Here is a 13638-nt window from a genome sequence, read left to right as displayed (position 1 = left end):
GTCAATATCCCCCTTTGATCGAGCGCACGCCAATCGGACTGCGCCCGCCGTTCAGCATCATGTCCCGGTATTCGGGGAAGGTCATGTCGGTCATCGTCGAGACGGCCTCGGCAAATGACAGGCCGTCTGTCGAAAACAGCTTCGACAGGAAATAGACATTGCCACCAAGATCGAGCAGGCGATTGTAATCGCGCGCTTTCAAGGCGTCCTTGGCCTCATCTGTCAGCGGCCACTCGTTCATATAGGCGGCTTCATCGGCGCGGAACCGGTCGCGATTTTCCGCTTTCATCAGGCTCATCGCAAACTGGTTTATATGATAGCCGCGCCGCGCCCGGGCGGCGGTGTAGACGCGCGTTCCGGGAATATCCTCGAGTTCCGCCAGGTATTCGTGAATGTTCCGCCGGGCTGCGGTCGCCCGGTGAGCTGTCATATTGGGATCGGTCATAGGCCTCTCTCCTTGAGGCGAGCGTCGAGCCGCGGAAATACGCGGCGCGCGTTGCCTTCGAATATCGCGTGGCGTGCTTCGGCGCTGATCGGCAGCGCGTCGACATACCGCTTGGTGTCGTCGAAATAGTGCCCGGTGGTGGGGTCGATGCCGCGCACCGCGCCGACCATTTCCGAGCCGAACAGGATGTTCTTGGTCTCGATCACTTCGGCGAGAAGATTGATACCCGGCTGATGATAGACGCAAGTGTCGAAGAACACGTTGTTCATCAGGTGGCCGTCGAGCGCGGGCTTTTTCAGCATGTCGGCAAGACCGCGATAGCGCCCCCAGTGATAGGGCACGCCGCCGCCGCCATGCGGGATGATGAAGCGAAGCGAGGGGAAGCGGCTGAACAGATCGCCTTCGAGCAATTGCATGAAGGCGATCGTGTCGGCGGCGATGTAATAGCCCCCCGTCGCATGCATCGCCGGGTTGCACGAGCCCGAGACGTGGATCATCGCGGGAACGTCGAGCTCCACCATCTTTTCATAGAACGGAAACCAGTAGGGATCGGTCAGCGGCGGATGGGTGAAATGCCCGCCGCCCGGATCGGGATTGAGATTGCAGCCGATGAAGCCAAGCTCGGTGACGCAGCGTTCAAGCTCGCGCACCGACGAGGTCATGTCCGCCTCGGGCGACTGCGGCAACATGCATACGCCCGCAAACGTCTCGGGGTAGAGATCGACCACGCGCGCGATCAGATTGTTGCACGCGCGCGCCCAGGGCACGGCGACGGTCTGATCGCCGACATGCGGCGCCATCGCGCTGGCGCGGGGGGAAAAGATCGTCAGGTCCGCGCCGCGTTCCTGAATCAGGCGCAACTGGTTGGCCTCGATCGTTTCGCGGATTTCGTCGTCGCTGATCGCGGGGTAGGGCGGGGCAGGCTCGCCCGCCTTGAATGCTGCGGTTTGCGCTGCGCGCCAGGTGTCGTGACCTTTGGGCAGGACGGTATAGTGCCCGTGGCAGTCGATAATCAGAGTCATGGTGCCGGTTCCTAAAGATCAGCCGGGGATTTTTGGTGTCGGAAGGGGCTGCCCGGCCTGTTCGCGCTGACGGCGGACAGTGCCTGCGGTCATCAGCGGCTCGACGCCGAGCGCGGCAAGGGTCTTGGCGCTTTCCTCCATCTCGGCGGCGCGGCGCAGCCCGTGCGTGGTCATGCGTTCGACATTGTAGGCGGCGCGCACGAACCAGCTGTCTCGCCGCTCGCTGGCATCGAGCGAGGCGAGCACGTCTTCGGCAACGCCCGCGCGATTGGCGGCGAGCATCATTTCGGCGGTCAGCGCTTCGACGCCCTTGACCATGACCGAGCGGATCATCTTGATCGCACTGGCCCGGCCGATGTCTTCGCCGACCACGCGGATGGCGGCAAAGCCCGCCTGCGCCAGCGCCAGCGCCGCATCGTCCGCCGCTTTGCCCGCCAGCAGCAGCGGCACTTTCATGCGCGCCGGATTGACCGGGGCAAGCACTGCGACATCGACATAGCGTCCGCCCGCCGCTTCGATGAATGCCGCCGCCGCGCGCTTGGTATCGGGCGCAACCGAATTCATGTCGCACCACAGCGCGCCCGGTGCCAGAAACTGCGCATAGTCGCGCGCGACAGCCAGCGCGGCATCGGCGGTCACCAGCGACAGCACCAGCGACGCACCATCGAGCGCGGCTGCCGCCGTGTCGGCAAATGCGACGCCAAGCTCTGCCGCAGCATCGGCGCGATCGGCGCGGATGTCGAAAGTGCGCGCCATGCTGCCCCACTGGCCCGCGCGGGCGAATGTCGATCCGGCTTCGCCGAAACCGATAAGGGCGATGGTCTGATCCATGGCCGTCATCCCTGCAGCGCGCGCCCCGCCGCGGCAAATCCAAATGCGCCGCAGTCCATAAGTTTACGCTAAGTGAGGTTGGTTTGCATCCGGCGGACGATGGCTTTGATCCAGATCAAGCGCGCCGGGCGGCCGGGCTGTCAGATCGTCGTCATCACCGGGCGAATGAAGCGGAACCCCGCAGACAAGCGGGCCGACCGTCCGGCTTTGCGGGAGCATGCCGATGGCTGATCACGACACACTACCCATTCCGGGCACGACCTTGTTTGACGGGGATGCTGCGGCCAAGGGCTATGCGCTCAATGCGCTGTGCTATTCGTTCAACGATGCGGCCAACCGTCAGGCCTTTCTCGATGACGAGGACGCCTATTGCGCGCGTTTCGACCTGACCCCCGTGCAACGCAAGGCGGTCGCGGATCGTGATGTGCTGGGCATGATCGCGGCGGGGGGCAACATCTATTACCTCGCCAAGCTGGCCGGGATCTTCGGCCTGAATGTGCAGGACGTCGGCGCCTTGCAGACCGGCAAGACGGTTGCCGAATTCAAACAGATGTTGCTCGATCAGGGAAAGGACCTGGCCCATGGCTGAAGTCGTCGGCGCCTATTTTACCAGCCATGTGCCCGCCATCGGCGGCGCGATCCATCGCGGCGATCAGCAGACGCCGTATTGGAAGCCGTTTTTCGACGGTTTTCTGCGCGTCCACGAATGGCTGGCCGAGGTCAAACCCGATGTCGCGGTGGTGTTCAACAACGATCACGGACTGAACTTTTTTCTCGACTGCCTGCCGACGTTTGCAGTCGGCGCGGCGCATGAATATCACAATGCCGACGAGGGCTGGGGCCTGCCGCTGTACAAGTCGTTCGCCGGGCACCCGGCGCTGAGCTGGCACATCATCGAGCAACTGGTGGGCGATGAATTCGACCCCGCGACCTGCCAGAAGATGAAAGTCGATCACGCGCTGTCGATCCCGTTCGAACTGGCCTGGCCCGATGTCGATGCCTGGCCGGTGAAGATCGTGCCGGTGGCGATCAACACGGTGCAGCATCCGTTGCCTTCGGCAAAGCGCTGCCTTGCCCTCGGGCGCAGCATTCACCGCGCGCTGGCCAGTTGGCAAGGCGATGAACGGATCGTGGTGATCGGCACCGGCGGTTTGTCGCATCAGCTTGATGGCGCGCGCGCCGGGTTCATGAATCCCGAGTACGACCGTTTCTGCCTCGACAATCTGGCGAGCGATCCCGACGCGCTGACTCATCACAGCATTCACGACATCGTGCGGCTGTCGGGCACGCAAGGCGTCGAAGTGCTCAACTGGATCGCCGCGCGCGGCGCGCTGGGGCCGACGGCGCGCGAAGTGCACCGCAATTATCACATTCCGATTTCGAACACGGCGGCGGCCACGCTCCTGCTCGATCCGGTGTAGGCGTTCAGCGTATCGTTGCGACGGCGGTCAGGTCGGCCAGAAATTCCGCCTGAACCGCCGTCGGGCGCCATGAGGCGCGCGTGGTGACGCCGATCACGCGGCGAAACGAACTGGGCATGGCGCCGAGCGAGGTCAGCCAGTTCGCTTCGAGTTCGACCGCGACCTGATCGGGCGAGACCAGAGTCAGGAAATCGCTGTCGATCAGCACCTGGCGAATGGTCATGACCGAGCCGGATTCGACCGGGACCGGGGGGGCGGGTGCATTGGCATCGGCAAACATCGCGTTCCAGGAATCGCGCAAGGGGGCGCCGCGTGCGGGCAGAATCCAGGCATGACGGGCAAGCGCGGCGAGATTGGGTCGCGTCCCGGCCAGCGGATGACCGGCGCGCGCGACGATGATCGGCTCGTCTTCGAACAGCGCGGTCTGCACGAGGTCGGGCTCGATCAGCGGCTGACGCAGCGCGCCGATCATCATGTCGATCATGCCGTTGCGCAAAGGTTCGACCAGTTCGGCGCGCGCGCCTTCGGCAATTGCGATGCGCACCTGGGGATGGCGTTTGAGAAACCGTGCGACGGCGGCGGGCAGGATGCGCGCGCGCGACAAGGGCATGGCGCCGACGGCGATGCGGCGGATTTCGCGGCCTTTGAGAGCTTCGATCTCGGCAAGGCCCGCTTCGAGTTCGATCCGGGCGAGGCGAAAGATGCGGGCGAGCGCGTGTCCGGCTTCGGTCAGCACGACCGCATTGCTGCGCCGTTCGACCAGCACTTTGCGCAGCGAAAGCGACAGGTCCTTTACCGCACGGTGCAGCGTCGGGACGGCGAGGCCGGTGCTGATGCTTGCGCCGAGATAGCCGCCGCTGTCGGCGAGCGCGAGCAGCGCGCGCAGCCGGGCGGTCGTGACATGCGGGCTGATCGAGCGGTCGAGCGCGGCGCGGATGCGCGGGACGAGCAAGTTGGCCGCGGGTGTCGGCACCATGCCGTCGTGGCGCCGCTCAAACAGTTGCAGGCCCAACTGACTTTCCACGCGGGCGAGCGCCTGGGTCAGCGCGGGTTGCGTCAGATTGACCGCGCGCGCCGCTGCGCCCATCGTGCCCAGCTCTGCAATCTGGGCGATCGCGGCCATGTGGCGAAGGTTGAAATCCCAGATGTCCATTCATGCTCCGTGCCGGTTTGCGTGTCGGGTTTAGCAAGATCTAATGGCTTTGCCAGAGTTCCTGCTTTCCCTTGGCTGCTGTCAGGCGCAACTCGGCGCCAGACCGGAAACCATCAAGCGAGCCCAAATCTCATGAGTGGACCAAACCCTTTCACTGGAATTGTTGTCCAGACCATCGAACGCGCCCCCATCGACGTGATCGACGGGCTTGCCCATTGCGGCGTCGCCACTGTGCACGAGGCGCAAGGGCGCACCGGTTTGCTCGCCAGTTCGATGCGTCCGATCTATCGCGGCGCGCGCATTGCGGGCTCTGCCGTGACGATCAGCGCGCCTCCGGGCGACAACTGGATGGTCCATGTCGCGATCGAACAGCTTCAGCCGGGCGACATCCTCGTGCTGGCGCCGACATCGCCTTGCGAAGACGGCTATTTCGGCGATCTTCTGGCGACTTCGGCGCAGGCGCGCGGCTGTCGCGGGCTGGTGATCGATGCCGGGGTGCGCGATGTGCGCGATCTGACCGAGATGCAGTTTCCGGTCTGGTCCAAGGCGATCTTTGCGCAAGGCACGGTCAAGAATACGCTCGGCTCGGTCAATGTACCGGTGGTCTGCGCGGGCGCGGCGGTGCAGCCAGGCGATGTGATCGTGGCCGACGATGACGGCGTGTGCGTCGTGCCGCGCGAAAGGGCGGCAGAGGTGCTCAAGGCGGCGCAGGCGCGCGAAGCGAACGAGGCGGACAAGCGCGCCAAGCTGGCGTCCGGGGTGCTCGGGCTCGACATGTACAAGATGCGCGAACGGCTCGAAAAGGAAGGCCTGAAATATGTCTGACGCCGTGCGCTGCATGTGGATGCGCGGCGGTACGTCAAAGGGCGGCTATTTCCTCAAGGAGGATTTGCCCGCCGATACGGCGGCGCGCGATGCCTTTCTGCTTGGGGTGATGGGCTCGCCCGATCCGCGCCAGATCGACGGGATGGGCGGCGCCGATCCGTTGACCAGCAAAGTCGCGGTGGTGCAGCGTTCGGCGCGGGCCGGGATCGATGTCGATTACCTGTTTCTGCAAGTCTTCGTCGATCAGGCGATCGTTTCCGACGCGCAGAATTGCGGCAATATCCTTGCCGGGATCGGCCCTTTTGCGATCGAGCGCGGGCTGGTTGCGGCAACCGGCGATGAAACGCGCGTTTCGATCTATATGGAAAACACCGGGCAAGTCGCCGTGGCCACGGTGCAGACGCCCGGCGGCGTGCCGACGTATGCCGGCGAGGCTGCAATCGACGGGGTGCCGGGTACGCATGCCCCGGTCCCGCTCGAATTTCGCGACACGGCGGGATCGAGCTGCGGCGCGCTGCTGCCTAGCGGCAACGTGGTCGATGTGATCAACGGCGTGGCTGTCACGCTGATCGACAATGGCATGCCCTGCGTGGTGATGAAGGCCGCCGATCTCGGCATCACCGGGTATGAAGATCGCGAATGGCTCGACGCCGCCACCGAGCTCAAGGCGCGGATCGAGGCGATCCGGCTGATCGTCGGACCGATGATGAATCTGGGCGATGTGGCTGAAAAGTCGGTGCCCAAGATGATGCTGGTCGCCCCGCCGCGCGCCGGGGGCGCGATCTGCGTGCGCAGTTTCATTCCGCATCGCGCCCATGCGACGATCGGCGTGCTCGGCGCGGTCTCGGTGGCGACGGCGTGCCTTTTGCCAGGATCGCCCGCTGCCGCGCTTGCGCAGATTCCCGAGGGCGCGCGCAAGACGCTGTCGGTCGAACACCCGACCGGCGAAATGAGCTGTGTGCTCGAAACCGACGATACGGGCGCGGTGATCAGCGCCGCATTGTTGCGCACCGCGCGCAAATTGATGGATGGAGTTGTCTTCGCATGACGGACCGCATTGTCTCGTGGCACGCGAGCCCCTCGACGCCGCGCTATCGGCCGCCCGCCGGTGCGATCGACGCGCATTGCCATGTGTTTGGCCCTGCCGCGCAGTTTCCGTTCAGCGCGAAGGCCAAATACCTGCCCGAAGACGCCGGGCCGGACAGGCTGTTTGCCTTGCGCGATCATCTCGGTTTTGAGCGCAATGTGATCGTGCAGGCGAGCTGCCATGGCACCGACAATGCCGCCACGCTCGATGCCATTGCCAGGTCAAACGGGCGCGCGCGCGGCGTGGCGGTGGTCGATCCGGCGATTTCCGAGGCAGAGCTTCATGCGCTCCACGCGGGCGGCATGCGCGGCATCCGCTTCAATTTCCTGAAGCGGCTGGTCGACGATGCGCCCAAGGACAAGTTCCTCGATGTCGCGCGGCGGCTGCCTGCCGGATGGCATGTGGTGATCTATTTCGAGGCCGACATTCTTGAAGAACTGCGCGGTTTCATGGACGCGATCCCGGTGCCGCTGGTGGTCGATCACATGGGCCGCCCCGACGTGACGCAAGGGCCCGACGGCGCCGACATGAAGGCGTTTCGCCGCCTGCTCGATTCGCGCCCCGACATCTGGTTCAAGGCGACCTGTCCCGACCGGCTCGATCCGACCGGCGACCCGTGGAACGCCTTTGCCGATGCCGTCGCGCCGCTGGTCGCCGATTATCCGGATCGTGCGCTGTGGGGCACCGACTGGCCGCATCCCAACATGCAGGACGCGATCCCCGATGATGGGCATCTCGTCGACATGATCCCGCGCATCGCGCCCACTGCCGATTTGCAGCACAAGCTGCTCGTCGCCAATCCGATGGCGCTTTACTGGGCGGACTGACCAGCAAAGCGCTTGCGCTCGGCGGATGGCGGTGATCAGATTGCCGCTCCTGCCTTGCGGAGCGTTGCTGCCTTGTCGATGCGTCTTGACCTGTTTCGATCGCTGTGGGGCTGGCAGATAGCAGCAGGCGGGGCGGCAACAGGCGGGGGCGATTGGGCGCGGTGCGGCGCGGAATGTCGCGAAAACGGCTTTGTCGGGGTCGAAGCGCGTCTCCCCGCCGATCCCTTTGCCCGGCGCGCGCTGAAATCGGCGCTGGAGAGCGAAGGGCTGGGCTATATCGCGGTGGTGTTTACCGGCGGCGATGTGATTCCCGATCAGCGCTGGACCGTCGCGCAGCATCTCGACCGCCTGGCCGAAGCGATCGAGGGCGCGCGCATGGTGGGCGCCCGGTTTGTCAATGTGCTGCCCGGCAACGACCGCTGGCCGCTGGCGCAACAGGTCGATTTCTTTGGCCGGGCGCAGGCGCTGGCCGATGCCTCGGGCATGGTCTGCAGCTTTGAAATCCATCGTGCGACGTCGCTTTACAGCCCGTGGGTAACGCTCGATGTCATCGCGCAAGTGCCGCGCTTGCGCTTCACCGCCGATCTCAGCCACTGGGTGGTGGTGTCGGAGCGGCTGCTCGATGATCCGCTCGACGACTTGTCGCCGTTTCTGATCCGCGTGCATCATGTCCAGGCGCGCGTCGGCTATGATCAGGGGCCGCAAGTGCCGCATCCCGCCGCGCCCGAATATGCCCACGCGCTCGCCTGGCATCAGGCGATGTGGGAACGCGTGTGGGCAGAACACCGCGCCGCCGGGCGCGAAGTGACCACGGTAACCCCCGAATTCGGGCCCGACGGCTATACCCATCTCTTGCCGTTTACCCGCGCGCCGGTCGCCGACACCTGGGATCTCAACCGGTGGATGGCGCAGACGACCCGCGATCATTTTGCCACATGGAGCCAAAGGCCATGACCAATTTCGAAGCGCTGCCGATCATCGACATCAGCGGCCTGCTCAGCACGGATAGGGGTGATCGGCAGGCGGTCGCCGACGAACTGGGCCGCGCCGCACGCGAAGTCGGGTTTTTCTATATTCGCGGGCACGGCATTTCGTCCGAGCGCATCGCGGGCTTGCGCGCGGCGGCGGAGAGCCTGTTTGCACACGATCTCGACTGGAAAATGCGCAATCACATCGGGATCGGGCGCGGGCACAAGGGCTTTGTCCCCGAAGGCGAGGAAATCTACGGCACCGGCAAACCGGATCACAAGGAAGCCTGGGACATCGGCTTCGAGGCTGCCGACGATCATCCTTTCGTGCGCGCCGGGCAGCCGCTGATCGGCGGCAACAAATGGCCCGAACTGCCCGGCTTTCGCGAGGCGGTTTCGGCCTATTACGCCGACATCTTTGCGCTCGGACGGACTTTGTTCCAGGGCTTTGCGCTGGCGCTGGGGCAGGACGAACATGCCTTTGACGGGTTTGTCACTTGTCCGCCGTCAAAGCTGCGGCTGATCCATTATCCGGTCGATCCCTCCGCCGAAGACACGCCCGGCATTGGCGCACATACCGATTACGAATGCTTTACGCTGTTGCTCGCCGATCAGCCGGGGCTCGAAGTGTTGAACGGCGAGGGGCGCTGGATCGATGCGCCGCCGGTCACGATCGATGGCGAAGAACTTTATGTCATCAATGTCGGCGACATGCTCGAAGTCATGACTGCCGGGCAATTCGTCGCCACCACGCACCGCGTGCGCAAAGTGCGCGAGGAACGCTATTCGTTCCCGCTGTTCTTTGCCTGCGACTATGCGACGAAGATCCGCCCGCTGCCCGAATTCGACCCCACCGGCGAAAAGTCGGCGCAATACCCCGACATCACCATCGGCGATCACATGTGGTCGATGGCGTTGCAGACCTATCGCTATTTGCGCGCAAAGGTCGCGGCGGGCGAACTGGCCTTGCCCGAAAACGCCCGCGCGACCAATACGTTCGGCCAGTTCAGGACTTTGGCCGAGGCGGATCAGGCCTGATCCGCCCCGAAACGGGCAGGATCACGCGACCCCGCGATCCTGCCCTTCCCAGAATTCGGCGCGCATCGCCTTCTTGTCGAATTTGCCGACCGCCGTGCGCGGCAAGGCGTCCTTGAAGATCACGTGTTTGGGCGCCTTGACGCTGCCGATGCGTTCTTTGCAATGCGCGATGATCGCTTGTGCATCGGGCGCGCCTGGGGCTGCGACGATCAGCACGGTCACCGCTTCGCCCCATTTCTCGTCGGGAATGCCGATCGCGGCGCATTCGAGAATGCCGGACAATTCGGTCACCGCCGCTTCGACTTCGGTGCAGAACACGTTGAAGCCGCCGGTGACGATCATGTCCTTCTTGCGGTCGACGATGTAGTAGAACCCATGCTCGTCGCGGCGCCCGACATCGCCGGTATGGTGCCAGCCGTGCGCCCAGGTCTCGGCGCTGACTTCGGGCATTTCGAAATAGCCGCCGCCGACAATCCCGCCGCGTCCGACGATTTCGCCGACTTCGCCTGGGCCCAGCAGGGCGCCGTCATCGTCCATCAGTTCGACGCGCACCGAATATGTCTGTTGCCCGCAACTGGCGAGCCGCTCGGGATGATCGCCCGCTGCGGCGGCAGCGACGACGTGCGGCGAAAGCCATGTCGCGACGAGGTGAAACTCGGTCTGGCCATAGCTTTGGCACATGCACGGCCCAAACACCTCGACCATCTGGCGCAGCTTTTCCGGCGCGCAAGCCGAGCCTGCGAGCAGGAAATATTTCAGGCTCGAATAGTCGATATCGCGCACACGCGGATGGGCGAGCAGGGTATAGACCGCAGTCGGCGGCAGGAACGTGTGGGTGACGCGATGCTCCACGATCGCATCCATCACCGCGTCGGCGTCGAATTGCGGCAGCACCACCACCGTTGCCCCCATCGCGATCCCGGCCATGGTGAACGGCCCGGCGGCATGGGTGAGCGGTGCCGTCGCCAGAAATACCGGGGGCGTATCGGTCGCCATGATATTGCCGATCGTTTCCAGCATGGTGCCCCAGCTGCGGTTGAGCACGCGCACGCCCTTGGCCGGGCCGGTGGTGCCGCCGGTGGCGATGATCGCGGTCAGTTCCTCGCCATTGCCGGTCGGATCGCCCCAGTCGGGCACGCGAGGCGATCCGGCAGGCAGCATGAAGGCATCGATCGAGGGCGCATCGCCCTCATCGGCATCGAGGCAGATCATCAGCCGGATCGTCGGCACGTCCCGCTGCACCTGGCGCGCGTCATCGGCATAGCTCGAATGATAGAACAGCACGCTCGCACGGACATAAGTGAGATAGGCGATGTTGTCGGCCAGCGCATTGCGCGTGTTGACCGGAATCCACGCGGCGCCCGCCCGCCACAACGACAGCATCGCGACAAGTACGGCAGGGTGATTGGGGCTCATCACCGCGACCGCTTCCTGATGCGCCAGCCCCGCTGTCAGGAGCGCGCCGGCAACGCGGTGGGTCAGATCGTGAACTTCGCCATAGGTCAGCGTCTGGCCGTTGGCGATCAAGACGGCGCGGTTTGGATGGAGGCGAACCTGGCGGTCGAAATAGTCGATGTTACGCATGGTTGGCAGCCTCTTTTCGACCAGTGATCTTGGCTGTTTCGGCCGAAGTCGAGGCGGGGCCGGTGTTGCGGCTGACCAACCCGCCGACCAGAGTCGGCCCTTTGGCAAAAGGTTCGGGATCGCCCGCGCGCAGTTTCAGGCCAAACAGCGGGCTCATCCCCGGAATGCGGCCCAGCCCGCCATAGAGGTCGAAGCCCCGGTCGATCCAGTCGCGCAAGGGCTCGTCATCGGTCATCGGCGGAATGTCCGCCACGCTGGCGCACCACAGAAACACCGCCAGCGCGCGATAGTCGGCATAGTTGGGCGCATCGCCGCCAAGCCATTTGTGATCGCGCAGGATACCGCGCAGCAATTCAAGCTCGGGCAGGACAAGCGGCAGGCGGTCTTCGCGCCCGGCGGCGAGGTCTTCCATCGGCGCCCCCCACATGCGGCGGCGCGATTCGACGATATAGGGAATGTCTTGCGCAAAGCAGCGATCGCGATAGCCGACCGCGAAGCAGCGCGCCCAGGGGCCGACAGCGGTCTTCCACAGCCAGGCTTCGAGGAACTGGGTCAGCACTTTGACCGAAGGATCGCCGATCAGCGTGGGACGATCGGGATATTTGGCATCGAGATATTCGGCGATCAGCCACGAATCGAGCACCCATTCGCCATCATCGACAATCACCGGCAGGCGTTCCGACCGACCGCCCGTGCGGTCGAGGATACCGGTGAATCCGCCATCGACGACATCGAGGTCAAACCCCTTGTGCTTTAGCGCGTACTTGGTTGCCCAGACAAACGGGCTGGTGGTGCAGCCGCTGGCATGCTGCAAGTCGAAGAACCTGATTCGATTGTCTTTTGCCATCTTGCCGTCCTCTCCCGATCCGCCCTTTGGTGCCGCTTCCATGGTGTCCGCCGCGCGATGACGGGGGTGGACGACGGGCGTGATCCGCTCTAAACATTGTTAGTAATGCATACAAATGCAGGCAAGGGAAGGGGTTTTGCCATGGGTGTCGTGCCCCATGGGAATGGTGCGAAACAGTCGGCCCCCGGATGCCGCAGCATCAGGGGCGGCAGATCAGTCCGCGCGCCACAGCGCGCCGAGCGCCGGGATCAGGTGATCGCGGTGCGCGGGATCGATCCGCGCCATCAGATCGTCTTCGAACTGAGTCGTGATGGCGTCCGCCTGAGCGCGGCGCCGCCGGCCGGATTCGGTCAGCAGCACGGCTTGCGACTTGCCGTCGATCGGGCGCCGCTCGATCAGCCCGGCGGCTTCGAGGCGCCCCAGCAGCGGCACCATGTTGGCCCGCTGAATATCGAGAATGCGGCCGATTTCGCTCGCCGTGACATCTTCGCGCCGGTCGATCAGCAAGAGCACCGATGCCTCGGCAATGCGCAAATCGATCGTGCCGAGGCGCCGTGCCAATTCGCTCATCATCGCATTGGCGGCGCGGCGCAGGGCATAGCCCGGACGAAGGCGCAGGACATCATTCATGGACGCAGACCCTTTGCCGCATGGATGCGGATAGTTATTGACAATAACATTATCATCGATATTCCTCATAGCATATTGGGTAGATCAAGAAAGAGGATGACATGAGCGAGCGCAGCGAAGCCGATACCGTCGCTTTCACCGTGGAAAACCGGATCGCGTGGGTCAAATTCAACCGCCCCGAAAAGCGCAATTGCATGAGCCCCAAGCTCAATCGCCGCATGAAGGAAGTGCTCGAGGAACTCGAATTTCGCGACGATGTCGGCGTTCTGGTGCTGACCGGCGAAGGCGAGGCCTGGTCTGCGGGCATGGATTTGCGCGAATATTTTCGCGAAACCGAAGCGCAGGGCCTTCACGCCATCCGCAAGTCGCAGCGCGAAGCCTATAGCTGGTGGGAACGCCTGCGCTGGTATGAAAAGCCGACGATCGCGATGATCAACGGCTGGTGTTTCGGCGGTGGCTATGGCCCGCTGTTTTCGTGCGATATTGCCGTCGCGTCCGAAGATGCGCAGTTCGGCCTTTCGGAAATCAACTGGGGTATCCTGCCCGGTGGCGGCGCGTCGAAAGTCGCGGTCGATCTGATGCCGCTGCGCAAGGCGCTCTATCACGCGATGATGGGCGAAAACCTGACCGGCAAACAGGCCGAAGCGCAAGGGCTGATCACCGAAGCCGTGCCCGCCGACCGACTCCACGCCCGCGTGCTCGAAATCGCCGAGGCCTTGCTCAAGAAGGATGGCCATGCGTTGCGCGCGACCAAGTGGGCCGTCCGCCGCATGACCGAAATGACGTTCGACAATGCCGAGGATTACCTGATCCGCGCACAGGAAGCGCTGCACAGCTATGGCGGGGTTGCCACGCGCAAGGAAGCGACGCGCCAGTTCCTCGACGAAAAGAGCTACAAGCCGGGGCTCGGCGTGTTCGATACATCGAAAGTCAAAGGCTGAGCGCACGGCTCGTTGCGTG

At 64.1% G+C, this 13638-nt stretch carries 15 protein-coding genes; 8 read left to right on the top strand and 7 right to left on the bottom strand.

Annotation, left to right across the window (positions count from 1 at the left end; genetic code table 11):
* Position 1 precedes the first annotated feature (1 nt).
* From ligA to AQZ50_RS04815, 3 genes are read right to left on the bottom strand one after another with little or no spacing between them, the layout of a single operon-like run.
* Positions 2–445 carry a protocatechuate 4,5-dioxygenase subunit alpha gene (ligA, locus tag AQZ50_RS04825; protein ID WP_231730110.1) on the bottom strand — a complete coding sequence of 148 codons (444 nt, stop codon included), beginning with the start codon at positions 443–445 and terminating at the stop codon, positions 2–4.
* A complete protein-coding gene (locus AQZ50_RS04820) occupies positions 442–1467 on the bottom strand; it encodes an amidohydrolase family protein (RefSeq protein ID WP_067743302.1) in 1026 nt (341 codons plus the stop codon). Before AQZ50_RS04820 ends, ligA begins: the two co-directional genes overlap by 4 nt.
* 18 nt (positions 1468–1485) lie before the next feature.
* The gene (locus tag AQZ50_RS04815; RefSeq protein WP_082703433.1) at positions 1486–2298 is read right to left on the bottom strand and encodes an NAD(P)-dependent oxidoreductase; all 813 of its coding nucleotides are present in this window, start codon (positions 2296–2298) and stop codon (positions 1486–1488) included.
* A gap of 223 nt (positions 2299–2521) precedes the next feature.
* Between AQZ50_RS04815 and AQZ50_RS04810 the strand changes: the two genes are divergently transcribed.
* Both AQZ50_RS04810 and AQZ50_RS04805 read left to right on the top strand, forming a co-directional pair.
* Positions 2522–2887 (top strand): protocatechuate 4,5-dioxygenase subunit alpha, encoded by a 366-nt coding sequence (locus tag AQZ50_RS04810; protein ID WP_067743296.1) that lies wholly within the window; start codon positions 2522–2524, stop codon positions 2885–2887.
* Positions 2880–3719 (top strand): class III extradiol dioxygenase family protein, encoded by an 840-nt coding sequence (locus AQZ50_RS04805; protein WP_067743293.1) that lies wholly within the window; start codon positions 2880–2882, stop codon positions 3717–3719. The genes AQZ50_RS04810 and AQZ50_RS04805 overlap by 8 nt, the downstream gene beginning before the upstream one ends.
* Positions 3720–3723: 4 nt before the next feature.
* Here AQZ50_RS04805 and AQZ50_RS04800 read toward each other — a convergent pair whose 3' ends face one another.
* Positions 3724–4872 (bottom strand): LysR family transcriptional regulator, encoded by a 1149-nt coding sequence (locus AQZ50_RS04800; RefSeq protein WP_067743290.1) that lies wholly within the window; start codon positions 4870–4872, stop codon positions 3724–3726.
* A gap of 132 nt (positions 4873–5004) precedes the next feature.
* Between AQZ50_RS04800 and ligK the strand changes: the two genes are divergently transcribed.
* The 5 genes from ligK to AQZ50_RS04775 all read left to right on the top strand — a co-directional run bounded on the left by ligK (position 5005) and on the right by AQZ50_RS04775 (position 9617).
* Complete coding sequence (gene ligK, locus AQZ50_RS04795; protein WP_067743286.1) at positions 5005–5697, top strand: 4-carboxy-4-hydroxy-2-oxoadipate aldolase/oxaloacetate decarboxylase; 693 nt, start codon at positions 5005–5007, stop codon at positions 5695–5697.
* On the top strand, positions 5690–6745 hold the full coding sequence (locus tag AQZ50_RS04790; RefSeq protein ID WP_067743283.1) for a 4-oxalomesaconate tautomerase: 1056 nt from the start codon (positions 5690–5692) through the stop codon (positions 6743–6745). Before ligK ends, AQZ50_RS04790 begins: the two co-directional genes overlap by 8 nt.
* Positions 6742–7611: an amidohydrolase family protein gene (locus AQZ50_RS04785; RefSeq protein WP_067743280.1), complete on the top strand. Its 870-nt coding sequence runs from the start codon at positions 6742–6744 to the stop codon at positions 7609–7611. The genes AQZ50_RS04790 and AQZ50_RS04785 overlap by 4 nt, the downstream gene beginning before the upstream one ends.
* 78 nt (positions 7612–7689) lie before the next feature.
* Positions 7690–8565, top strand: coding sequence for a sugar phosphate isomerase/epimerase family protein (locus AQZ50_RS04780; protein WP_067743277.1), 876 nt, complete (start codon positions 7690–7692; stop codon positions 8563–8565).
* Positions 8562–9617 carry an isopenicillin N synthase family dioxygenase gene (locus AQZ50_RS04775; RefSeq protein WP_067743275.1) on the top strand — a complete coding sequence of 352 codons (1056 nt, stop codon included), beginning with the start codon at positions 8562–8564 and terminating at the stop codon, positions 9615–9617. The genes AQZ50_RS04780 and AQZ50_RS04775 overlap by 4 nt, the downstream gene beginning before the upstream one ends.
* Before the next feature lie 21 nt (positions 9618–9638).
* Here the strand turns inward: AQZ50_RS04775 and AQZ50_RS04770 are convergent, their stop codons facing one another.
* The 3 genes from AQZ50_RS04770 to AQZ50_RS04760 form a co-directional block, all read right to left on the bottom strand.
* A complete protein-coding gene (locus tag AQZ50_RS04770) occupies positions 9639–11201 on the bottom strand; it encodes a class I adenylate-forming enzyme family protein (RefSeq protein ID WP_067743272.1) in 1563 nt (520 codons plus the stop codon).
* Positions 11194–12048 carry a beta-etherase gene (locus tag AQZ50_RS04765; RefSeq protein WP_067743869.1) on the bottom strand — a complete coding sequence of 285 codons (855 nt, stop codon included), beginning with the start codon at positions 12046–12048 and terminating at the stop codon, positions 11194–11196. The genes AQZ50_RS04770 and AQZ50_RS04765 overlap by 8 nt, the downstream gene beginning before the upstream one ends.
* Positions 12049–12261: 213 nt before the next feature.
* The gene (locus tag AQZ50_RS04760) at positions 12262–12678 is read right to left on the bottom strand and encodes a MarR family winged helix-turn-helix transcriptional regulator (protein WP_067743270.1); all 417 of its coding nucleotides are present in this window, start codon (positions 12676–12678) and stop codon (positions 12262–12264) included.
* A 101-nt stretch (positions 12679–12779) separates the two neighbouring features.
* On the opposite strand from AQZ50_RS04760, the gene AQZ50_RS04755 reads away from it, so the two are divergent.
* The gene (locus tag AQZ50_RS04755; RefSeq protein WP_067743267.1) at positions 12780–13619 is read left to right on the top strand and encodes a p-hydroxycinnamoyl CoA hydratase/lyase; all 840 of its coding nucleotides are present in this window, start codon (positions 12780–12782) and stop codon (positions 13617–13619) included.
* Positions 13620–13638: the final 19 nt, after the last annotated feature.

This window comes from Novosphingobium sp. Fuku2-ISO-50, from assembly GCF_001519055.1.
Classification (GTDB): domain Bacteria; phylum Pseudomonadota; class Alphaproteobacteria; order Sphingomonadales; family Sphingomonadaceae; genus Novosphingobium.
This window is presented reverse-complemented; position numbering and strand designations above follow the sequence as displayed.